Annotated in this window: 18 protein-coding genes; 14 read left to right on the plus strand and 4 right to left on the minus strand. The window is 64.1% G+C overall.

Annotated elements, in window-relative coordinates:
- Nucleotides 1-71: 71 nt before the first annotated feature.
- From BMW76_RS14635 to BMW76_RS14675, 9 genes are all read left to right on the plus strand, one after another.
- Nucleotides 72-263 carry a hypothetical protein gene (locus BMW76_RS14635; RefSeq protein WP_090866047.1) on the plus strand — a complete coding sequence of 64 codons (192 nt, stop codon included), beginning with the start codon at nt 72-74 and terminating at the stop codon, nt 261-263.
- 219 nt (nt 264-482) lie between these two features.
- Entirely contained in the window at nt 483-860 is a 378-nt protein-coding gene (locus BMW76_RS14640; RefSeq protein ID WP_177200383.1) for a DUF2306 domain-containing protein, read from the plus strand.
- Nucleotides 857-1,978, plus strand: a complete 1,122-nt coding sequence (locus BMW76_RS14645) for a sensor histidine kinase (protein WP_177200384.1) — start codon at nt 857-859, stop codon at nt 1,976-1,978. The genes BMW76_RS14640 and BMW76_RS14645 overlap by 4 nt, the downstream gene beginning before the upstream one ends.
- A 64-nt stretch (nt 1,979-2,042) precedes the next feature.
- Nucleotides 2,043-2,915 carry a LytR/AlgR family response regulator transcription factor gene (locus BMW76_RS14650; RefSeq protein WP_245763232.1) on the plus strand — a complete coding sequence of 291 codons (873 nt, stop codon included), beginning with the start codon at nt 2,043-2,045 and terminating at the stop codon, nt 2,913-2,915.
- A gap of 326 nt (nt 2,916-3,241) precedes the next feature.
- Nucleotides 3,242-5,341 (plus strand): transketolase, encoded by a 2,100-nt coding sequence (tkt, locus tag BMW76_RS14655; RefSeq protein ID WP_090866055.1) that lies wholly within the window; start codon nt 3,242-3,244, stop codon nt 5,339-5,341.
- Nucleotides 5,342-5,347: 6 nt separating this feature from the next.
- Nucleotides 5,348-6,328 carry a phosphogluconate dehydrogenase (NAD(+)-dependent, decarboxylating) gene (gene gnd / locus BMW76_RS14660; RefSeq protein WP_090866057.1) on the plus strand — a complete coding sequence of 327 codons (981 nt, stop codon included), beginning with the start codon at nt 5,348-5,350 and terminating at the stop codon, nt 6,326-6,328.
- A gap of 233 nt (nt 6,329-6,561) precedes the next feature.
- Nucleotides 6,562-9,498 carry a molybdopterin oxidoreductase family protein gene (locus BMW76_RS14665; protein WP_090866059.1) on the plus strand — a complete coding sequence of 979 codons (2,937 nt, stop codon included), beginning with the start codon at nt 6,562-6,564 and terminating at the stop codon, nt 9,496-9,498.
- Nucleotides 9,499-9,541: 43 nt separating this feature from the next.
- On the plus strand, nt 9,542-10,273 hold the full coding sequence (locus BMW76_RS14670; protein ID WP_090866061.1) for a 4Fe-4S dicluster domain-containing protein: 732 nt from the start codon (nt 9,542-9,544) through the stop codon (nt 10,271-10,273).
- 28 nt (nt 10,274-10,301) lie between these two features.
- Nucleotides 10,302-11,255 (plus strand): dimethyl sulfoxide reductase anchor subunit family protein, encoded by a 954-nt coding sequence (locus tag BMW76_RS14675; RefSeq protein WP_090866062.1) that lies wholly within the window; start codon nt 10,302-10,304, stop codon nt 11,253-11,255.
- A gap of 39 nt (nt 11,256-11,294) precedes the next feature.
- On the opposite strand, the gene BMW76_RS14680 is transcribed toward BMW76_RS14675, so the two are convergent.
- The 3 genes from BMW76_RS14680 to BMW76_RS14690 all read right to left on the minus strand — a co-directional run bounded on the left by BMW76_RS14680 (nt 11,295) and on the right by BMW76_RS14690 (nt 15,923).
- The gene (locus BMW76_RS14680; RefSeq protein WP_090866063.1) at nt 11,295-12,350 is read right to left on the minus strand and encodes an NAD(P)/FAD-dependent oxidoreductase; all 1,056 of its coding nucleotides are present in this window, start codon (nt 12,348-12,350) and stop codon (nt 11,295-11,297) included.
- A gap of 178 nt (nt 12,351-12,528) precedes the next feature.
- The gene (locus BMW76_RS14685) at nt 12,529-13,080 is read right to left on the minus strand and encodes a thioredoxin family protein (RefSeq protein WP_090866066.1); all 552 of its coding nucleotides are present in this window, start codon (nt 13,078-13,080) and stop codon (nt 12,529-12,531) included.
- Nucleotides 13,081-13,181: 101 nt separating this feature from the next.
- Nucleotides 13,182-15,923, minus strand: coding sequence for an MGH1-like glycoside hydrolase domain-containing protein (locus tag BMW76_RS14690; RefSeq protein WP_090866068.1), 2,742 nt, complete (start codon nt 15,921-15,923; stop codon nt 13,182-13,184).
- 224 nt (nt 15,924-16,147) lie between these two features.
- Between BMW76_RS14690 and BMW76_RS14695 the strand changes: the two genes are divergently transcribed.
- The gene (locus tag BMW76_RS14695) at nt 16,148-17,092 is read left to right on the plus strand and encodes a pseudouridine-5'-phosphate glycosidase (protein ID WP_090866070.1); all 945 of its coding nucleotides are present in this window, start codon (nt 16,148-16,150) and stop codon (nt 17,090-17,092) included.
- Between the two features lie 371 nt (nt 17,093-17,463).
- Nucleotides 17,464-19,155, plus strand: a complete 1,692-nt coding sequence (locus tag BMW76_RS14700) for a PQQ-binding-like beta-propeller repeat protein (RefSeq protein WP_090866072.1) — start codon at nt 17,464-17,466, stop codon at nt 19,153-19,155.
- A 32-nt stretch (nt 19,156-19,187) separates the two neighbouring features.
- Here the strand turns inward: BMW76_RS14700 and gntR are convergent, their stop codons facing one another.
- The gene (gene gntR / locus BMW76_RS14705; RefSeq protein WP_090866074.1) at nt 19,188-20,216 is read right to left on the minus strand and encodes an HTH-type transcriptional regulator GntR; all 1,029 of its coding nucleotides are present in this window, start codon (nt 20,214-20,216) and stop codon (nt 19,188-19,190) included.
- A 151-nt stretch (nt 20,217-20,367) separates the two neighbouring features.
- Here gntR and BMW76_RS14710 point away from each other — a divergent pair, with 151 nt between their 5' ends.
- The 3 genes from BMW76_RS14710 to BMW76_RS14720 all read left to right on the plus strand — a co-directional run.
- Nucleotides 20,368-20,910 (plus strand): gluconokinase, encoded by a 543-nt coding sequence (locus BMW76_RS14710; protein ID WP_090866075.1) that lies wholly within the window; start codon nt 20,368-20,370, stop codon nt 20,908-20,910.
- Nucleotides 20,911-20,982: 72 nt separating this feature from the next.
- Nucleotides 20,983-22,329, plus strand: coding sequence for an MFS transporter (locus tag BMW76_RS14715; RefSeq protein ID WP_245763228.1), 1,347 nt, complete (start codon nt 20,983-20,985; stop codon nt 22,327-22,329).
- A gap of 111 nt (nt 22,330-22,440) precedes the next feature.
- The coding region (locus BMW76_RS14720) for a porin (protein ID WP_090866079.1) at nt 22,441-23,303 on the plus strand (863 nt) is incomplete at its 3' end.

The raw sequence follows: 23,303 nt of genomic DNA on the forward strand, positions 1-23,303 counted from the left end.
CAGCAAGAAACGGAGTGTGTCTGTCCATCGGCTGCGGGAAATTTGGCATGCCTTCCCGACAGGAGTGAACCATGCTGCCATTTCTCGCGCTTCACGCTCTCGCGGCTCAATGTGGTGATGGACTGCGCCCGGAGCTTCTTGCGTTGCTCGAACGTCACACCGGAAGCGAGCCGTGTCTTCGCGCCAGCATCGAACCCGACGACGCCTCTGCGAACAACGACGAAGAGCCCGTCGATTCCGTTGCAAGCGCTTCCGATGCCTGACTAACCCGCGCACGATTCCAGACTCACACCCCGGATCGCTGCATCCGCGAACAGCGGATGCGGCGATCCGACTTCGCGACCAAAGCTTCGTCCCTCGCGCCGTCCAAAGCACCCTTCGCGACGCAATCCGCACGTTTCGTCGCATGCCTGTCGAACGCCATCCGTCCGCCGCGCAGACTGCCGTCATCGAGTTCGCTCATCCTGTCGCGGAGAGCCAGCATGCCTGTCATCATCGCCGTGCATGTCGCCACGGCCATCCTTTCTGTCATACTCGGAACAACCGTGCTTTTCGCCGAGAAGGGAACCGCGCGCCACAAGTGGCTCGGCCGTCTGTGGGCGGCGGCGATGTTCGCGACCGCACTCAGTTCGTTCGACATCCGCGAACTGAACCCCGGACATTTTTCATGGGTGCATGGGCTGTCGCTGCTGACGTTCGTCAGTGTCGGACGAGCGATCTGGGCGATACGGCAAGGCGACGTCCGCGGCCATCGGCTCGCGATGCGCGGGTCGTTCATCGGTCTTGTCGTGGCGGGACTCGCCGCAGTGGCGACGCCGCATCGTCTGCTGAATGTCATCGTGACGGGATGGTTCGCATGATTCCTGGCAGTAACGTCAAATTTCCCGATGCGTACGCCGGCGCGCCCGCACCCGCAAAACAGCTGCTGGCCGAATATGCGCGCGAATCCGTGATCGTCGTGATCGGCAACGCGATGATCGCGGCTGGCCTGACTGTCGTCGGCATGGGGAAAGGCCTGGCGGAAAACCTCGTGTTCAGCGAGGCAATCGGTCTGTCGATCATGCTGCTGCTCCATGCCGCGCGCTTTCGTCTCCAGCGCAGGAACGCGCTCACCGCGCCGAAGCTCGCTGTGGCGATGGTGGTCTCGATCGTCGCGGGCGCAGCACTCGGGCGGGTGATCGCGAGCGCACTGCTGGGGCTCGACATCGGCAAGACATTTGCGGCCAAAGAGATCGCGACGACGGGCTGGATCGCGCTCGTCGCGACGCTGCTCGTCACCTGGTATGGCTGGTCGCGTGCGCGCATCGCGGGACTGAGCGAGCAGGTCGCGCGCACCGCGTGGCTCCAGGAGGCCGCCGAAAAGACCGCGCTGCGCGCCCGCTTGCAGGCGTTGCAGGCGCAGATCGAGCCGCACTTCCTGTTCAACACGCTCGCGACCCTCGACAGCCTGATCGTGTCCAATCCGCCGCGCGCACGCGAACTGCTCGGCAGTCTCAACCGTTTCTTGCGGGCGACACTCGAAGCATCGCGTACCGAAAGCGAAACGCTTGCCGATCAGTTCGCGGTGCTCGATTCGATGCTGGCCGTGCATGCGATGCGGCTCGGTCCCAGGCTTGCGTATTCGCTCGATCTGCCTGCCGATTGCGCGAGCCTTTCCGTGCCGCCGATGCTCTTGCAACCGCTCGTCGAAAACGCGTTGAAGCATGGCGTTCAGGTTGCCGTCGAGGGCGGCCGGATCGAGGTGCGCGCGAGGCGCATCGAGCCCAACGTCGAACTCGCCGTGACCGATACGGGTCCGGGCTTCGGCGCGACACCTGCTACGCAGGGCACGGGCATCGGACTCGCGAACGTGCGCGACCGGCTTGCGGCGCTGTATGGCGAACGCGCTTCGCTGACGCTCATCGAAAATGTGCCGCACGGCATCGTTGCGCGGGTGCTGCTTCCGCTCGACGATGCCGAACGACGCGAGAGGGTTTGAATCGATGAAGACGCGCCAGCCACGTACAGCCACATCGAACACAGACGAACGCCATGCGCCGGAGATGCGTCGCGTGCCGACTGCGTTGATCGCCGAAGACGAGCCGCCCATTGCCGCTGCGCTGCAACGGGAATTGACGGCGGCATGGCCCGCGTTGCAGATCGTCGCGACAGTCGATAACGGCCGCGATGCGATCGAGCGTATCGGCGCATTGCAGCCGGACATCGCGTTTCTCGACATTTCGATGCCGGGCGCGACGGGCCTCGATGTCGCGCGTGCATGCGCGGACCTCGCATCGCCTCCGCAGATCGTGTTCGTGACGGCCTACGACCAGTACGCGCTGGACGCGTTCGATGCCGCCGCCATCGACTATCTGCTGAAACCCGTCGATGCGTCGCGGCTTGCGCGCACGGTCGAGCGTCTGCGTGCGCCGCTTGCGCGTTCGCCGATGGACGCTGCGCCCGCCGCCGACGTGCACGCTGATCTGCAACGCGTGCTCGGCCAGCTGGAGCTGATCACGCGCAGCGTCCAGCTCGACAGCCGCTTGCAGGACAGCGCGCGAAGTGCGCAAAACGCGCAATACGCTCAAACCGCGCAAGCCGCGCAGACCGCGCCGCTGCGCTATCTGCGCGCATCGAGCGGCAGCGACATCCGGATCGTGCCCGTCGAAGACGTGTTGTACTTCGAAGCCGCCGACAAATACGTCGTCGTCACGACGCGCACGGACGAACTGCTGATTCGCACGAGCCTCAAGGAACTGTGCGCGCAACTCGACCCGGCGCGTTTCTGGCAAGTCCATCGAAGCACCGTCGTGAACGTCGATCAGGTGGAAAGCGCGAGCGTCAGCACATTGGGGAAAATGTCGCTGAAGCTGCGCGGTTACGCTCGCGCAGTCGCGGTGAGCAAGCAATACGCGCATCTGTTCCGGCAGATGTGACAGCCCCGACGCCACCGAAGCCGCGGCCCGGTTCATGCTAACGCCGCGCGATTGCGCCTGGAAATCAGGCGCCTTCACGCACATCGGATCGTTGTGCAGCCACCGGCGTAAGCTGGTTGCAAAGTCTCCCGCGCATCGGTCGCGTTCCGCATCGGCGGCGAAAGCGGATCGAAACCCTTCCCGCCGCGCCTTCCCGCATCAAGCTCCGTCGACCGCGACGCTCACCTGCAGCGCCGCGCTTGAGGCACTACACTTGCTCAATTGACCAGGTCGCCCGCTGCGGCACCCGTCGTGCCACAGCACACTCTGCAAAGGAGTCGTCGCTCATGTCACAAGTCACACCGAAGTCCACGTCCGATCTCGACCAACTTGCGATCGACACGATCCGCACGCTATCGATGGACGCCGTGCAGAAGGCCAATTCCGGCCACCCCGGCACGCCGATGGCGCTCGCACCCGTCGCGTTCCATCTCTGGCAGAACCATCTTCGCTATGACCCCGACGCGCCGTTGTGGCCCAATCGCGACCGCTTCGTGCTGTCGGTGGGGCATGCGTCGATGCTGCTGTATTCGCTGCTGCATCTCGCGGGCGTGAAGGCCGTCGACGAAGACGGCAAGCCGCTGGACAAGCCCGCCGTCTCGCTCGACGACATCAGGCAGTTTCGTCAGCTCGACAGCGTGACGCCCGGCCACCCGGAGTACCGGATGACGACGGGCGTTGAGACGACCACGGGTCCGCTCGGCCAGGGGCTCGGCAACAGTGTCGGCATGGCGATGGCCGCGCGCTGGCACGAGGCGCACTTCAACAAGCCGGATGCGCCGCTCTTCGATTACCGCGTCTACGCGCTGTGCGGCGACGGCGACATGATGGAAGGCGTATCGCACGAAGCCGCTTCGCTGGCGGGGCATCTGCGGCTCTCGAACCTGATCTGGATATACGACAGCAACCGCGTGACGATCGAAGGCCATACCGATCTCGCTTATAGCGACGACGTCGAGTCGCGGTTTCGCGGCTATAACTGGCACACGCTGCACGTCGACGACGCGAACGACGCGAACGCGCTCGAAGCCGCGATCAACGAAGCGAAGGCCGTGACCGACAGGCCGACGCTGATCGTCGTGAAGAGCATCATCGGCTGGGGCGCGCCGAACAAGCAGGACACGGCATCGGCGCACGGCGAGCCGCTCGGCGAAGAGGAAATCAAGCTGGCGAAGCGAGCGTACGGCTGGCCCGAGGATGCGCAATTTCTCGTGCCCAACGGCGTGCGCGAGCACTTCGCGCAAGGCCTGGGCGCGCGCGGCAAGGCCACGCACGACGTGTGGAAGCAGCGCTTCGCCGAGTACGCGAGAAAGTATCCGCAGCTTGCGAAGGAGTTCGACCAGATGCAGTCGTCCGCGCTGCCGGAAGACTGGGACGCGGATATCCCCGTATTCGATGCAGACGCAAAGGGCATGGCCACGCGCGAGTCGTCGGGCAAGGTGCTCAACGCAATTGCGCAGCGCGTGCCGTGGATGATCGGCGGCGCGGCGGACCTCGCGCCGTCGACCAAGACCAACCTGAAGTTCGAAGGCACGGGCAGCTTCGAGCATGACAACTATGGCGGGCGCAATCTGCACTTTGGCATCCGCGAGCACGGCATGGGGGCCGTGGCGAACGGTCTCGCGCTGTCGGGCTTGAGGCCGTTCGCATCGACGTTCCTGATCTTCAGCGATTACATGAAGCCGCCGATCCGCCTCTCGGCGATCATGGAAGTGCCCGTCATTTATGTGTTCACACACGATTCGATCGGTGTCGGCGAAGACGGACCCACGCACCAGCCGATCGAACAGCTAGCGTCGTTGCGCGGCATCCCCGGCTTGACGACGCTGCGTCCCGCCGACGCGAACGAAGTCGCCGAGGCCTGGCGCGTCGCGCTCTCGCATCCGCACGTGCCCGCGTGCATCGTCGTCACGCGCCAGCCGCTGCCGACTTTCGACCGCAAGAAGTATGCATCCGCCGAAGGCGTGCGCCGCGGCGCCTATGTGCTAGCGGACGTGCCCGCCGGCAAGAAGCCCGACGTGCTTCTGCTCGCGACGGGCAGCGAAGTGTCGCTGTGCATCGACGCCTACGAGGCGCTGAAGGGCGAGGGCATCAATGCGCGCGTGGTGTCGATGCCGTCGTGGGACGTGTTCGAGCAGCAGGACCACGCGTACAAGGATTCCGTGCTGCCGCCCGACGTGCACCCGCGCGTTGCCGTCGAGCAGGCCGCCACGCTCGGCTGGGACCGCTACGTCGGCCGTCTCGGCTCGCAGATCGTGATGCATACGTTCGGCGCGTCGGCGCCTCTCAAGGCGCTGAAGACGAAGTTCGGCTTCACGCCCGAGCGTGTCGCGGACGAGGCGAAGAAGCAGATCGCGCGTTGCAAGTCGGGCAACGTCAAGGAGTGACACATCATGCAGATCGGCATCGTGGGACTGGGCCGCATGGGCGGCAACATCGGCAGGCGGCTGATGCGCGGCGGTCATCAGTGCATCGTCTACGACCACAATCCGCAAGCGACGCAAGCGCTCGCGAAAGAAGGCGCAACGGGCGCAAGCGATCTGGGCGATCTCGTCGCGAAGCTCGATGCGCCGCGCGTCGTGTGGCTGATGCTGCCCGCGGGCAAGATCACCGAGGACACGCTCACCGACTTGCAGCGCATCCTCACGGCCGACGATGTCGTGATCGACGGCGGCAATAGCTTCTACAAGGACGATATCCGCCGCGCCGCGCAGCTTCGCGAGATCGGCGTGCATTACGTGGATGTGGGTACGTCGGGCGGCGTGTGGGGACTGGAGCGCGGCTATTGCATGATGATCGGCGGCGACGATGCGATCGTGCGGCGCATCGATCCGATCCTTTCCGTGCTGGCGCCGGGGCGCGGCGAGATTCCCGTCACGCCCCATCGCGACGGACGCGATTCGCGCGTCGAGAACGGTTATATGCACACGGGCCCCGTCGGCTCCGGACACTTCGTGAAGATGGTGCACAACGGCATCGAGTACGGGCTGATGCAGGCGTATGCCGAAGGGTTTCACATCCTGAAGCACAAGGATCTGCCCGAGCTGCCCGACAGCGAGCGCTACACGCTCGATCTCGCCGATGTCGCCGAAGTGTGGCGGCGCGGCAGCGTGGTGTCGTCGTGGCTGCTCGACCTCACGGCGGGCGCGCTCGCGCAGGACGGCCAGCTCGATGGCTTTTCGACGGAAGTCGCGGACAGCGGCGAAGGGCGCTGGACCATCCAGGCCGCGATCGAGGAAGCGGTGCCCGCGCAGGTGTTGTCGGCGGCGCTCTATACGCGCTTCCGTTCGCGCGACGCCGAGTCGTTCCCCGAACGCATGCTGTCGGCGATGCGGTTCGGCTTTGGCGGGCACAAGGAATTTCCCGTCAAATAAGCGGCAAAGGCAGGCGAATGTGAAGCTGTGAAGCGAAGCCCGCGACATCCGTCGCGGGCTTTTCTATCGGCTGCCGCGATGATTCGAATTCGAAATCGCGATTTTTAATTTGCACCAGGCGCTCTTAGCATTGACAGGGTAGTGAATCCGGCAACGGGTACAGCGGCTGTCGTCATTGCGCGTTCGTCTTCGTGTTCGCGCCGTTGCCACCGGGCAATCACAGGGAGGCATCGATGGAGCACAAAGCTCGCACCCAGAACGAAAAGCTCGAAGTCAAGACGACCACCTGCTACATGTGCGCGTGCCGATGCGGCATCCGCGTGCATCTGCGCGATGGCGAGGTGCGCTACATCGACGGCAATCCGGAGCATCCCCTCAACCAGGGGGTGATCTGCGCGAAGGGCTCGTCGGGCATCATGAAGCAGTACTCGCCCGCGCGCCTCACGCAACCGCTGCTGCGCAAACAGGATGCGCCACGCGGCAGCGCGCAGTTCGAGCCCGTCTCGTGGGACGTGGCATTCGACATGCTCGAAAAGCGTCTCGCCCATCTGCGCGCGACGGACCCCAAAAAGTTCGCGCTCTTCACGGGACGCGACCAGATGCAGGCGCTGACGGGCCTGTTCGCGAAGCAGTTCGGCACGCCGAACTATGCGGCGCACGGCGGCTTCTGCTCGGCGAACATGGCGGCGGGCATGATCTATACGATGGGCGGCTCGTTCTGGGAATTCGGCGGCCCCGATCTGGATCGCGCGAAGCTGTTCTTCATGATCGGCACGGCCGAGGACCATCACTCGAATCCGCTGAAGATCGCGATTTCGAAGTTCAAGCGCGCGGGCGGCCGCTTCATTGCGATCAATCCGATCCGCACCGGCTATGCGGCCATCGCCGACGAGTGGGTGCCGATCCGCCCCGGCACGGATGGCGCGCTCTTCATGGCGCTGATGCGCGAGCTGATCGAAAGCAATGCGTATGATCGCGAGTTCGTCGAGCGCTATACGAACGCGGGCGAACTGCTGGACATGCGCCCCGACAGCGACACGTATGGCCTTTTCGTGCGCGACGAAGCGGCCGACGTGAGCAATCCTCTCTTCCCGCAGAATCATCTGTGGTGGGACGCCGGGAGCCAGCGCGCGGTGCTGCATCACACGCCGGGCGTGCGGCCCGCGCTCGAAGGACGCTATACGCTCGCGGACGGCACGTCCGTTGCGCCGTCGTTCGAGCTGCTGCGCGAACAGGTGGCCGATTGCACGCCGGAGTGGGCGTCGGAGATCACAGGCATTCCCGCCGACACGATCCGCCGGCTTGCGCGCGAAATGGCCGATGTCGCACGCGATCACAAGATCACGCTGCCGATCCGATGGACCGACGCATGGGGCGAAACACACGAGAACGTGACGGGCGCGCCGATCGCCTTTCACGCGATGCGCGGGCTCGCCGCGCACTCGAACGGCTTTCAGTCGATACGCGCATTGGCCGTGCTGATGTCGCTGCTCGGCACGATCGACCGGCCGGGCGGCTTCCGGCACAAGTCGCCGTATCCGCGCGCGGTGCCGCCATCGGCGAAACCGCCGAACAGTCCCGACGACGTGAAGCCCAACTCGCCGCTTTCGAGCGGTCCGCTCGGCTGGCCGGCCGCGCCCGAAGACCTGTTCATCGACGACAGCGGCGAACCCGTACGCATCGACAAGGCGTTCTCGTGGGAATATCCGCTCGCCGTGCACGGCCTGATGCACAGCGTGATTACGAACGCGTGGCGCGGCGATCCGTATCCGATCGACACGCTGTTGATCTTCATGGCCAACATGGCGTGGAACTCGTCGATGAATACCGTCGAGGTCCGCAAGATGCTCGCGGACAAACACGACAACGGCGAGTACAAGATTCCGTTCATCGTCGTGTGCGATGCGTTCCAGTCGGAGATGACGGCTTTCGCCGATCTGATCCTGCCCGACACCACCTACCTCGAACGCCACGACGCGATGTCGATGCTCGACAGGCCGATTTCCGAATTCGACGGCCCCGTCGATTCCGTGCGCGTGCCCGTCGTGCCGCCGACGGGCGAATGCAAGCCGTTCCAGGAAGTGCTGGTCGAACTGGCGAGCCGCCTCAAGTTCCCCGCGTTCACGACGCCGGAAGGCAAGCGCAAGTATCGCGACTATCCGGAGTTCATCGTCAATCACCAGACGGCGCCGGGCTCGGGTGTGGGCTTTCTGATCGGATGGCGCGGCAAGGACGGCGACAAGGCGCTCGTCGGCGAGCCGAATCCGCGGCAGTGGGAAGAGTACGCGAAGCACAACTGCGTCTATCACTACACGTTGCCCGAGTCGTTGCAGTACATGCGCAACTGCAACGGGCCGTATCTGGCGTTCGCGGTCGAGAAGGGCTTTCGCAAGTTCAACGAGCCGATCGTGATCGCGCTCTACTCGGATGTGATGCAGAAGTTCCGGCTCGCCGCGCAGGGCAAGACCAAGGGACGTCAGCCGCCGGATCATTTGCGCGCGCGCATCGAGCAGTATTTCGATCCGCTGCCATACTGGTATCCGCCGCTCGAACACGACACGACCGATCACGCGCAGTATCCGCTCGCGGCCGTCACGCAGCGGCCGATGGCGATGTATCACTCGTGGGACTCGCAGAACGCGTGGCTGCGTCAGATACATGGCGAGAACTATCTGTACATGAATCCGCGTACGGCAGCGGCGCAAGGCATCGACGACGGCGGCTGGATCTACGTCGAATCGCAATGGGGCAAGGTGCGCTGCCTTGCGCGCTACAGCGAAGCCGTCGAGCCGGGGACGGTTTGGACATGGAATGCGATCGGCAAGTCGGCGGGCGCGTGGAATCTCGGGCCCGACGCGAACGAATCGCAGCGCGGCTTTCTGCTGAACCACCTGATCGCCGATGAGATTCCCGTCAACAGTGCGAATCACCCGCGCACGTCGAACTCCGATCCCATCACGGGCCAGGCCGCGTGGTACGACGTGCGCGTGCGCATCTATCCCGCCGAAGCGGACGCCGATCATACGCTGCCGCAGTTCGCGCCGATGCCCGCGCTGCCGGGCGTCGTCGGCGGGGCGGCGGGCGGCATGATTCAGCGCATCGTGCAGACGTATTTCGCGGGACGCGGCGAGTTCGCCGCGCGTCTGCGCAAGGCGGCCGAGCGTAGCTGATGGAACTGAGTGGAACTGGGTGCAACGCGAACGGAGAGCATCGATGACACAGATGGCGCTCGTAATCGATCTGAACGTCTGCGTGGGCTGCCACGCCTGCGTGACGAGCTGCAAGGAATGGAACACGTCGGGCGAGGCGGGCAGCCTGTCCGATCATCGTCCGTACGACGCCGATCCGTCGGGCACGTTCTTCAACCGCGTGCAGACGTTCGAAGCCGGCGAGTTTCCACTCGCCGACACCATTCATTTTCCGAAGTCCTGCTTGCACTGCGAGGACCCGCCGTGCGTACCCGTCTGTCCGACGGGCGCGAGCTACAAGCGCAAGGAAGACGGCCTCGTGCTGGTCGATTACGACCGCTGCATCGGCTGTAAGTACTGCGCGTGGGCGTGCCCTTACGGCGCGCGCGAAATCGACGAAGAGCGCAAGGAGATGACGAAGTGCACGCTGTGCGCGGACCGCATCTACAACGAAGCGCTGCCCGAGCGCGACCGCAAGCCTGCGTGCGTGCTCGCGTGCCCGACATCGGCGCGGCTCTTCGGCGACATTCACGATCCGGAGTCGGTCGTATCGAAGGCGATTCGCGAGCGCGGCGGCTATCAGCTGATGCCCGAATGGGGCACGCGGCCGTCGAATCACTATCTGCCGCGCCAGAAAGTGACGTCGTGCGGCGGCGCATGTTCGTGCAAGACATCCGATGGTAACGAAGCGGCGTCCGTCGAAACGCAGGCGGAACGCGGCGAGCTTCATCTCGCGTCGATTGCGACGCGCGTGTGAGTGAACGGATCGAAAACGGGAGAACGAAATGAATCCGGCATTTTCAGTGGTGTTCCTCACGACGCTGAGCGGCGCGGGCCAGGGGCTGCTGATCGCGCTCGTCGGCGTCGAGGCGGCGTCGCGGCTCGGCTTCGGCGATGCGGCTGCCGTGCCGCAGATGTTTTATGTCGTCGGCGCCGGGCTTTCATGCGTGCTCGGCGCGCTGGGGCTGCTTGCGTCGTTCTTTCATCTGGGCCATCCCGAGCGCGCGTGGCGTGCGATCGCAATGTGGCGCACGTCATGGCTGTCGAGAGAATGTCTGTGCTTGCCCGCGTTTCTTGCGTGCACGTTTGCTTATGGCGTCGCGCATGCGTTGGCATCGACTTATACGCTGGAGATCGGCCTCGTTGCGGTGGTGGCTAGCGGGCTGCTGTTCATCTGCACAGGGATGATCTATGCGTGTCTGCGCTTCCTGCAGGAATGGGCGACGCCGCTGACGCTCGTGAATTTCGTGCTACTGGGCTGCGCATCGGGCTTTACGCTTGCAACCGCGTGCGCCGCGTGGTTCGCTCCTGCGCTGATCGGGCCGCTCGCGGTCGGCGCATGCGGGGTGACGGTTGCGGGATGCGCGTCGCGCGTCGCGTCGTTGACGCGCAATGCGCGGCTCAGACCGAAATCGACGGTGCAAAGCGCGACAGGCATTCGCGGCGCGCGCGTCGAGCAGAAGTCGCGCGGCTTCACGGCGGGCGCGTTCAATCTGCGCGAGTTCTTCCATGGGAAGACGCCGCGGACGCTGAAGCACATCAAGTGGACGTTTCTGATCGCCGCGTTCGCCGTGCCGTTCTGCCTGATTGCGTCGGGCGGAAGCGTGCGCTCGATCGGGCTTTCGTTCGTGCTGCTGTGCGCGGCATCCGTGATCCAGTATGCGGGCCTCGTGGCCGAGCGGTGGTTCTTTTTCGCGGAAGCGCGGCATCCGCAGAATCTTTACTATCGTCAGGCGTGACGTGCGTAGAGGCGTACGTAGACGCGTACGTGGCCGCTACTACACGTGACTCGCCTGCACGCGCTCGGCCAGCTTGGCGTCGTAGCTCGAATGAACGTGCACGCGCTTCTTGTCCGGGAACGCGTAGCTGTACGCCTTGCGAAGCGCAAGCGATGCCTCGTGGAATCCGGAGAGAATCAGCTTCTGTTTGTTCGGATAGCCCGCGATATCGCCCGCAGCGAAGATGCCGGGGCACGAGCTTTCGTAGTTTGATGTATCGACGACGATGCGCCCCGCCTGTATGTCGATGCCCCACTTCGCGATCGGGCCGAGATCGGCGACGAGCCCGTATAGCACGAGCAACTGGTCCGCATCGAGTTGCATCGAGCTGCCGACCTGGCGAATCTCGATCGATTCGAGCGTCCCGCCGGGCGCGTTCAACGCGGCAATCGATCCGACTATGAAGTCCATTTCGCCCGCCTCGACCGACTGGCGCATTTTGCTCACGCTCGAATCAGCTGCGCTGAAGCCGTTGCGACGATGCACGAGCGTCACGCGCTTCGCGACGGAGCGCAGCGCCAGCGCCCAGTCGAGCGCCGAGTCGCCTCCGCCTGCCACCACCACGTTCTTGCCTGCAAAATCGCTCTGCTTGCGCACGCTGTAATGCACGTGACGATCTTCGAGCGGCACCGCTTCGTCGAGCGTCAATCGTTGCGGCACGAATGAGCCATTGCCCGCCGCGATCAAAATAGCGGCGGCGTCGAACGTCAGTCCCTTGTCCGTGCGTGCGCGCCAGTGTCCGTTATCGAGGCGCTCGATCGAGTCGATGCACTGGCCGAGATGCATCGGCGGATCGAACGGACGGCATTGCTCGACAAGCCGATCGACGAGATCGCGCGCAGTGCAGATGGGTATTGCCGGGATGTCGTAGATCGGCTTGTCCGGATACAGTTCGATGCACTGTCCGCCTATGCGTTCGATCGTATCTACGATGCGGCACGAGAGGCCGATCACGCCTGCCTCGAATGCAGCGAAGAGGCCCACAGGTCCCGCGCCGACGATCAGTACGTCGGTGCTCAAGGGTGCGGCGGCGGGCGCGTCTGCTTGCGATGTCATGCGTGCTCCTCATGCGTGTCGGCGGCTATTCAAGCTTTCACGATACAGACACGAGCACGCCTCGGCAACGAAGTCATCACGGCGGGAATGGATAAGTACGTTATGCCGTGCATGCACTCGCAGGCCGCTGCACGTGCGAGCGATCATGCCTTCCATGTGCGCCGCTAATGCGATCGCGCTACTCGATCTTCCACTTGATCGAGCATCCGAACGCCGGATTCTGCGTGTCGGGGCCGATGCCTGTTTGCGCGATCTGCTGCATCGCTTCGAACAGTTCGCGGCGCGCGTCCGCAACGGGCTCCTTGCGCGAAGCGTCGAGCCTGCCGCGATAGCGCAAGAGCAGATTGGCGTCGAAGCCGTAGAACTCCGGCGTGCAGACGGCGCCATAGGCCCGCGCGACCTGCTGCGTCTCGTCGTACAGATACGGGAAAGGCAACTGCAACTGGGACGCGAGTTCGCCCATGCGCTCGAACGAATCTTCCGGATACGCGGCGCCATCGTTCGAGTTGATACCCACGGTGCCGATACCCAGTGCCGCCAGTTCACGCGCTTCGCTCACGATGCGCGGCAAGACGGCCTTCACGTACGGACAATGGTTGCACATGAAGATCACGACGAGTCCGTTCGGGCCGCGCACGTCGTCGAGCGTGTAAGTCTTGCCGTCCGTTGCCGGCAGCGAGAACGCGGGCGCGGCGACGCCGAGTTCGCCTGCGGGAGATTCGGTAGCCATCGGTCACTCCTTGAATGTTGAGGTCCAGTACATGTTCGTGCATTCTTCGTGATTCGTCTTGCAGTAGCCGAAACGCGCAGTCGAAACAGGCAGCCGAAACGCTAACGCGCGATCACGGCCGCTATATCTTCGATGACGCTCGCAGCCACAGGTTCTTCATCGGGCGCCACATGCGAGAGCTTCATCAGGCGTGGTTGCAGCAGCAGCGCGACGAGCCCGCTCCATCCCGTTTGATGCGAAGCGCCGACGCCGCGCCCGTTGTCGCCGTGAAAGTACTCGTGGAACAGGATGAGATCGCGCGAAAGCGGATCGGCTTGCAGCATCGGATAGGCCGACATCACGGGCCGCACGCCTTGTGCATCCTTCATGAAGAGCGTGGCGATGCGGCGCGCGAGATCGTCGGCGATCTCGCTCAGCGAAAGATGGCGGCCCGAGCCCGTCGGATATTCGATCCGAAACTCATCGCCGTAGTAGCGATGAAACTCGTACAGCGATTCGATCAGCAGATAGTTGACGGGCATCCACACGGGGCCGCGCCAGTTCGAATTGCCGCCGAATACGCGCGAATCCGATTCGCCCGGCTGGTACTGGATGCAGACGCTCACGCCGTCGCGATCGAACAGGTACGGCTCGTCGAGATGAAAGCGCGATAGCGCCCGCACGCCGTGATCGGAGAGAAACTCGGCTTCGTCGAGCGCGCGGCGCAGCAGCGCCTTCATTCGATGTCCGCGCAACAAGGACAGCAGTGTCGTGTTGCCCTTGCCGGGTTCCGTCCAGCGCGACACGAGCTTCGCGAGATTCGGCCGGTGATCGAGAAACCATGCGAGTCGTTCGCGCAGTCCGGGCAAATGACCATGCACACGTTCTTCGAGCACGTGGACGGCGAAGAGCGGAATCAGCCCGACGATCGAACGGATGCGCATCGGCACGCGGGTTCCGTCCGGAAGGTGCAGCACGTCATAGAAGAACTCGTCCTCGTTGTCCCATAGGCCCGTGTTGCATCCTTCGTTGCAACTGACGGCTTCCGCGATATACAGAAAGTGCTCGAAGAACTTCACCGCGATCTCGACGTATGAATCGTTCGTCATCGCGAGTTCGAGGCCGATCTGCATCAGGTCGAGCGCATACGACGCCATCCATGCGGTGCCATCGGCCTGATCGATGCGGCCGCCCGTCGGCAGCGGCGAAGAGCGGTCGAAGATGCCGATGTTGTCGAGCCCGAGAAAACCGCCCTGAAAGATGTTGCGATCGTCGGCGTCCTTGCGGTTGACCCACCACGAGAAGTTCAGCAGCAGCTTGTGGAACATCACTTCGAGAAACGCGTGATCACCGACGCCCGTCAACTCGCGGTCGAGTTCATACACGCGCCACGTCGCCCATGCGTGGACGGGCGGATTCGCGTCGCCGAACGCCCATTCGTACGCGGGCAGCTGTCCGTTCGGATGCATGTAGCGCTCTTTCACGAGCAGCAGCAATTGCTTCTTCGCGAAGTCGGGGTCGATCATTGCGAACGCGGCGGCATGAAACGCGAGATCCCACGATGCGTACCACGGGTACTCCCACTTGTCGGGCATCGACACGATGTCGCCGTTGCACATGTGCCGCCAGTCCGCATTGCGGCCGTGCCTGCGCGGTTTCGGCGGCGCCGGCTGGCCGGGGTCGCCGTCGTGCCAGCGCGTCACGTCGAACTGGTAGTACTGCTTGGTCCACAACATGCCAGCCAATGCCTGACGCTGCACGAGCCGCGCATCGGCGTCGTCGATGTCGTGCTGAAGCGCCGCATAGAACTCGTCGGCCTCCGCTTGCCGGCGCGCGAAGAGGGCCTCCATGTCGAGCGGCACGGTACCGCGCGCCGCTTCGGGACGCCAGCGCAGATACAGCACCGAGCGCTCGTGAGGCTCGAATTGCAGATACACGTGCGCCGCGGCGCGCGTGCCCTTGTCGCGTCGGATCGCCTGTTCGTCGCCCGCGACGAGATAGTCGTTGAAGCCGTCTTTGAATGGTCCCGCACCATCGATGCCGAAGATGCGGCGCACATTCGTTTCGTTTTCGCAGAAGAGCCATTCGACGGGCTGCCGCGCCGAAGCCGTCACGATCATCGTGCCCGTCGATGGGTTGTGCGCGACGACGCGTGCGCCTTCGTCCGCATCGGGCTGTAGCACGAGCGACGGCTTGCCGGATTTGCTGGACCACGCCCATCGGTTGCGCGCCCAGAACTGCGGCAGTACATGAAGCGCTGCGCGCCGCGACGCGCGATTCTCGACGGTCACGCGCATCACGATATCGTCGGGCGTGTGCTTCGCGTACTCGACGAACACGTCGAAGTAGCGGTTATCGTCGAACACGCCCGTATCGAGGATTTCATATTCGGGCTGGTCGGCGCCGCGCCGCGCGTTTTCGTCGATCAGATCCTGGTACGGGTACGCGTCGTGAGGGTACTTGTACAGCATCTTCATGTACGAGTGCGTCGGCGTGCCGTCGAGATAGAAGTAAAGCTCCTTCACGTCCTCGCCGTGATTGCCTTGCGCGTTCGTCAGTCCGAACAGGCGTTCCTTGATGATGGAATCGTGCCCGTTCCACAGTGCGAGCGAGATGCACCAGTCGAGCGGATCGTTGCCGAACCCCGCGATGCCGTCCTCACCCCAGCGGTACATGCGGCTGCGCGCATGGTCGTGCGGAAAGTAGTCCCATGCAGTGCCGTATTCGCTGTAGTCCTCGCGGACCGTGCCCCATTGACGCTCGCTCAGATACGGTCCCCAGCGGCGCCACCCGTCGAGGTCCGGACCGTGCAGACGCGAGCCTTCCTTCGATTGCAGCAGATGGATTGCGCGTAGCGGTGGCATGGAACCTCCCGGCCCGAAATCGACCCTGCGATACGATCAGTGAGTGAACGTCTGTGCTTTCGCGTCGCGAGCAGCGGCGCGTGCGCGGCAGGTATCTTGAGGCGCACAACGGACCGCTGACGGACGCAACCTTGATGATAGGCGTCCCGCGCCTGCATGGCGACCCAACGGGCGGCCTTGTACGGCATACTTGAGCGATTCTCCACAGTGCGGAAAACGTCGACATGGCTGCGGACCTTGCACACTCCTGGTTGACCTTCAGCGCGCCCGTTGCCGCCGCGCGGGCTGCGCACCGCCCGCTCGTGGCGCTGGAATCGACGATCATCGCGCACGGCATGCCGTATCCCGAGAACGTGCGCACCGCGCGCGAAGTCGAGGCCGTGATCCGCGAGCTGGGCGCCGAGCCCGCGACGATCGCCGTCATGGGCGGACGAATCCGCATTGGCCTTTCAGACGACGAACTGGAACGGCTCGGCCGCTCGGACGGCGTGCACAAGGTCAGTCGCCGCGATCTGCCTGCCGTGCTCGCGAGCGGCGAGACGGGCGCGACGACGGTAGCGGGCACGATGATCTGCGCGGCGCTGGCGGGCATCGAGGTGTTCGTCACGGGCGGCATCGGCGGCGTGCATCGCGGCGCGTCCGAGACCTTCGACATTTCCGCCGATCTGCAAGAGCTGGCAAAGACCTCGGTGGCGGTCGTGTGCGCCGGCGCGAAGTCGATTCTCGACATCGGACTCACGCTCGAATATCTGGAAACGCACGGCGTACCCGTGCTGAGTTGCGAGCAGGACAATTTCGCGGCGTTCTACACGCGCGACAGCGGCTTTCGCGCGGACTACAGGCTCGACGATGCGCGCGAGCAGGCACGCTTCATCCGCACGAAATGGGACCTGGGCCTGGCGGGCGGCGTCGTGTTGAGCACGCCCGTGCCGGAAGCGGCGGCGATGCCGTTCGAAGAGATCGACGCGATCACACGCGAGGCGCTCGCGGATGCCGCTGTGCAAGGCGTGAGCGGCAAGGCCGTGACGCCTTTTCTGCTCGCGCGCATCAAGGCGCTGACGGGCGGACGCAGCCTCGCGACGAACATCGCGCTCGTGAAGCACAACGCGGAAGTGGGAGCGAGACTGGCGTTGGCGCTGTCGCGCGCGGAGCAGGGCCCGTCCACATAGTCACGGTTGTTGCGATCGACCTTCGCTTCGCTCGTGCGTTCATTCACGCGTGTCCTGCTTGCCCGATCATTTTGGCTCGCCTTTAGGATGCCATCGCCGTTCAGCTTCTTTTCGACTGCCCCCGGCCGCCATGCGCAGCATCGTTATCCGTGAATGACGGATTGGGCACGCGCATTGCTCAGCAACGTCGGCAGATGCATGACGAAAATGTCTGTACCGAACGCGGACATAGCCGTGGCGGGTCGACGAGATGTCGAATGATGCGGCCTGTCTCCCTTCGTGGCCTTATATGGCGATTGCCGCGGCGCGGGCGGATAATCGTCGACAGCCCCGCATAGACAGCGGGGCTTGCTTGATTGTGAGGTGGACACATGAAAGCTCACGGTCGCAAAAGCCTGATTTGCGCGGTGCTGGTCGCCGCCCTGTATGTCGGTTGCAGCGGCGGCGGCGGTGGAGACAGCAACAGTGCCAGCTCTGGCAGCGGTTCGGGATCAACCCCGGGTCCGGGATCGGGCAGCGCGGGAAATCCGCCGGCGACTGCGGCTCCAACGGTGGATGTCGTCACCTATCACAACGACATCGCGCGCACAGGCCAGCAATTGCACGAAACGAAGCTGACGCCCGCGAACGTGAATTCGTCCACCTTCGGCAAGATCAACAACTTGCCGGTCGATGGCAAGGTCGACGCCGAGCCGCTCTATCTGGCGAACGTATCGATTGCGGGCGGCACGCACAACGTGCTGTATGTCGCGACGGAGAACGACAGTGTCTATGCATTCGACGCCGACACGGGCGCCCAGCTATGGAAGGTCTCGGCGCTCGGCAATGGCGAAACGCCGAGCGATTCCCTTAATTGCTTCCAGATCTCGCCGATCATCGGCATTACATCGACACCCGTGATCGATCGCGCGCGTGGGCCGAATGGCGCGATGTATCTGGTGGCGATGTCGAAGGATGCGTCGGGCAACTATCACCAGCGCATTCACGCGCTCGACCTCACGACGGGCGCCGAGCTGTTCGGCGGCCCGACGACGATCAGCGCGTCGGTCCCCGGCGGCGGCCCGAACAGTTCGGGCGGCACGCTCACGTTCGATCCGAAGCAGTACGCGGAACGTCAGTCGCTGCTGCTGCTGAACGGCAATGTGTACACGGGGTGGACGTCCCACTGCGATATCGCGCCGTATAACGGCTGGGTGATCTCCTATAACGCGGATACGCTGCAGCAAACGGGCGTGCTGAATCTCACGCCGAACGGCACGGGCGGCGCGATCTGGATGAGCGGCGCGGGCATGGCGTCGGACGGGCAGTCGATCTATTTCCTCGACGCCAACGGCACGTTCGATACGACGCTCGACGCGAACGGATTCCCGGTGAACGGCAACTTCGGCAACGCGTTCATCAAGCTGAGCGCGGCCTTTCCCCCGAAGGTCGTGGACTATTTCGTCATGTCGGACACCTTGACGGAGTCGCAAGCCGACAAGGACCTGGGCTCGGGCGGCGCGCTCGTGCTGCCGGATATGACGGACGCGAGCGGCGCTGTCCATCACTTCGCGCTCGGCGCCGGCAAGGACGCGATCATCTACGTGGTCAACCGCGATTCGATGGGCAAGTTCAATCCCAACGCCAACAACCTTTTTCAGCAGATCAGCGGACAACTGACGGGCCCTGAGTTCGGCATGCCCGCGTATTTCAACAATACGGTGTACTTCGGCTCGATCGGCGACAGCATCAAGGCGTTCGGCGTGAGCGGCGCAGGGCTGACGACGACGCCGACCAGCCGCACGCCGACGAGCTTCGGCACGCCCGGCGCGACGCCGAGCATTTCGGCGAACGGCAACGCAAACGGAATCGTGTGGGCGCTCGAAAACGGCGATATCGCAGTGCTGCACGCGTACGACGCGACGAATCTTGCCAGCGAGCTGTACAACAGCAATCAGGCGGCGAACGCGCGCGATCAGTTCGGCGCGGGCAACAAATTCATCACGCCGATGATTGCGAACGGCAAGGTCTATGTGGGCACGCAGAACAGCGTCGCAGTGTTCGGGTTGCTCGGCGGCGGCTAGGCAGAGTCAGGCGGTCGCGACGATGACGGTCGTTACGCGCTTTCGCGCACGACCAGTTCGAAGCCGAGATCGACGACGGGCGATGTGACCGGCTCGTTGCGGATCATCGACAGCAGCAGGTTGGACGCGATGCGTCCGACTTCCATTCGCGGCGTGCGGACCGTGGTCAGACGCGGCACGCAATCGGCGGCGCCCGCCAGATCGTTGAAGCCGACTATCGCCACGCGGTCGGGAATCGCAATGCCTTGACGTCGCGCTTCGAACAGCGCGCCTTGCGCAAGATCGTCGTTGCCGAAGAAGATGCCGTCGACGTCCGGCCGCCGTTGCAGCAACTGGCGGAACAGATCGCATCCGAGCCCGATCGACGACGGCGACGGCGTCAGCACTTCGAGATCGGGGTCGTACAGACCCTTGCGCTGTAGCGTCTCGCGAAAACCCTCTCCGCGCTGCATCATCCGCGAGTCGAGCTGTGCGGCGACAAACGCGTTGTGGCGGCAGCCGCGCGCAATCAGATGCTCCGCGACGGCTTCACCGGCACGCGCCTGCGAGAAGCCGACGCAATGCACGCCTTCGGCTTCTTCGAGTTCCATGATGTGCACGCAAGGCACGCCGCTCGCGTCGATCAGGCGGCGCGCGCTCTCCGTCCGGTCGAAGCCGGTGACGATCAGACCGCTCGGCGGCGACGCAAGGTAGTGGCGGATCAGGTCTTCCTCGGCATTGCGCGAGTAGTGCGAATTGCCGATCAGGATTTCGTAGCCGCGCGGACGCAACACCGTGTGGATCGACTCGAGCACGTCGACGAACACCGCGTTCGACAACGACGGAATCACCACGGCGACGGCGTCGCTGCGCGACGACGCGAGCGCTCGGGCAGCGGGATTGGTGACGTAGTTCAGTTCCGCCGCGGCAGCTTTGACCCGCTCCACGTAATCGGGTCCGACCGAGCCCAGGCCGCGCAGCACACGCGACGCCGTAATCGTGCTGACGCCGGCAAGCCGGGCGACCGCTTCGAGGGTCGGCCGGCCCGTGCTTCGGGTTTTCCTGAGTGTCGATGTCGCCATGATCGATTTAGGATAGCGCTGTCTTGCATCCCGCGCAACAGCGTTCGATCGACGGCTCCGCGCCGTCGTGCTACGCGAGTCGCCAGGGATGCCGGACTTAATTTTCGTTTGAAGGAGATAGCGCTATCTCAAAAGCTGAAAGGAGTCGCATATGATCGGACACATTTCATCGCTCGTCGTCATGGGTGTCGCGGGATGCGGCAAGAGCAGCGTCGCGCAGGCGCTGGCGGCCAGTCTCGGCGGGGTGCTGATCGAAGGCGATGCGTTTCATCCGCAAGCGAACGTCGACAAGATGAAGCGCGGCATTCCGCTCACCGACGACGATCGCGCGGGCTGGCTCGACCGCCTCGCGGAAGAACTCGAAAGCGTCGCAAGCCGCGGTGAACGTGCCGTGCTTGCCTGCTCGGCGCTGAAAGAGCGCTATCGCAACCGGCTGCGCAACGCGACGTCGTCGCTGGGCTTCGTGTTTCTCGATCTGCCGCAACGCGAGGCGTTGCGGCGCGTCGCGCAGCGCGACAGCCACTTCATGCCCGCGTCGCTCGTCGAAAGCCAGTTCGCCACGCTGGAGCGCCCCGTTGCCGAGCCGTTGACGCTGACGCTCGACGGCACCCGTTCGCTTCCCAGCCTCGTTACCGAGGCGGCCGCATGGTGCGGCAGCTCGCAGTTGCAGCCTGCCGTTATGCAGACTGCGTGAGATAGCGCTGTCTGGAATTTCTGCTTCGCGGCCCGGCCGACAAGGCCACAACGATAACTTTTCAAGGAGACCATGATGGCAATCGCATCAGGGCAACGCGTTCCCAACCGGCGCTGGGTCATCGGCCTGCTGCTGGGCATCGGCGTGCTTATCAATTACTTCGACCGGATCAATCTGTCGGTGGCGGCGCCGCAGATGAAAGAGGCGTTCAATCTGTCTCCGGCCGATATGGGGCTGCTATTCAGCGCGTTTTTCTGGCCGTATGCGTTGCTGCAAGTGCCGGCGGGGCTCTTTCTCGACCGGTTCGGCGTGACGCGCGTCGGCCGTTGGGGCGCGTTCCTGTGGGGCCTCGCGTCGGCCATTACCGTTTTCGCAAGCGGATTCGGCGGCGTGTTCGCGGCGCGCGCGGTGCTCGGCATCGCGGAAGCGCCCGGCTTTCCCGTCAGTTCGAAGGCGACGGGCTACTGGTTCCCGCGCAAGGAACGCGCGCTCGCGACGGCCATCTTCGATGCAGCGGCCAAGTTCTCGAACGTGATCGGCGTGCCGCTCGTTGCCGTTGTCGTCGTGAATGCGGGCTGGCGATGGGGATTCGGCGTCACGGCGCTGCTGAGCTTCGCGTACTTCATCGCGTTCCTCGTCATCTATCGCGATCCGAGCAAGGACAGCAAGCTCTCTGCCGCTGAACTCGACTACATCCAGAAGGGTGGTGCGACGCCCGAGGGAACGTCGAGCGCAAGCGTGTTCGGCATGCTCGGCTACCTGCTGACCAAGACCAAGGTATGGGGCCTGACGATCGGCTTTGCGGCCTACGGTTACTCGTTCTATCTGTTCCTCACGTGGCTGCCGGGTTATCTCGTCCAGACGATGCACATGAGCATCCTCAAGTCGGCGGGCTTCGCGGCGATTCCGTGGGCCGTGGCGACGGTGACGGACCTGGTCGTCGGCGGGTGGCTGATCGACCATCTGATCGCGCGCGGCAAGGACGAGACGCGCGTGCGCAAGGCGGTGCTGGTGACGGGCATGCTGTTCGGCCTTGCCGTCTTCGGCGCGACGCAGACGACGAATCCCGGATGGGCGATCCTGTGGATCTCGATTGCGCTCGGCGGTCTCGCGGCGGCTGCGCCCGTCGGCTGGTCGCTGCCGTCGCTGATTGCGCCGAAGGGCGGCGTCGGCACTGTCGGCGGCATCATGAACTTCGCGAACAACCTGATGGGCGTGGCCGCGCCCATCGTCACGGGCTTTATCGTCGGCGCGACGAACTCCTTCACCAACGCGTTCCTCGTGGCGGGCGTCATCCTGGCCGTGGGCATCGTGTCGTTCGTGTTCGTGATGGGACGCATCGAAGCGATTCCGGAACCTGACGATACGGACCATGCAGCGGGCCGCACCGTGACGAAAACGTCGACGCCGGCGGGTTGAGCCACGCGATGCAGCGGCGCGAAATTACATCGGTTTGAAAGCCTGACCGGCTGGCCGGCACAGAACAACGAATCAATAACAGCCTCGATGAGGCATCTGGAGAAAAACGCAATGAAAAAGAACCGTCAACGGCGCCTCGCAGGTCTGGCGGCAGTCGCTTCCGTTGCTACGGCAGCGCATGCACCCGCGTTCGCGCAAAGCAGCGTGACGCTGTACGGCATCGTCGATAACGGCATCGGTTATCAGTCGAGCTCGACGACGCTCGGCTCGACATCGGGCGGCCACTCGGCGTTCAAGATGATCACGGGCGTGTGGGCAGGCAGCCGCTTCGGCCTGAAGGGCGCGGAAGATCTGGGCGGCGGCACGAAGGCGATCTTCACGCTGGAGGAAGGCTTCAGCGCGAACAGCGGCGCGATGTCGACGAGCAACCTGATGTTCAGCCGCCAGGCGTTCGTCGGCGTAACGAACGGCACGTATGGCACGCTGACGGCGGGCCGCCAGTACGCGTCGTACTACCAGCTGCTGTCGCCGTATAGCCCGACCACCTGGCTCACCGGCTTCTACGGCGCACACCCTGGCGACGTGGACGGCCTCGACACGATCTATCGCGCGAACAACACGCTGCTGTACATGTCGCCGCAACTGTATGGCTTCAAGTTCAGCGGCTCGTATTCGTTTGCGGGCGTACCCGGCAGCGTGAACCAGGGCTCGACGTGGAGCACGGCGATCCAGTACTCGCAGGGGCCGGTCGGTCTTGCGGTCGGCTTCTCGCGGATCAACAACTCGACGGTCGGCGGCGGCGCATTCGGCGCCGATTCGACGACGTCGAATGCGGGCGCGCAGACGGGCGTCTCGGCGGTGACCAACGGCTATCGCACGGCGCAGGCACAGCAGCGCTTCGCGGTCGGCGCGGGCTACACGTTCAACAGCCAGTTCGACATCACGGCGACGTACACGAACGTGCAGTACATTCC

The organism is Paraburkholderia diazotrophica (genome assembly GCF_900108945.1).
Taxonomy (GTDB): domain Bacteria; phylum Pseudomonadota; class Gammaproteobacteria; order Burkholderiales; family Burkholderiaceae; genus Paraburkholderia; species Paraburkholderia diazotrophica.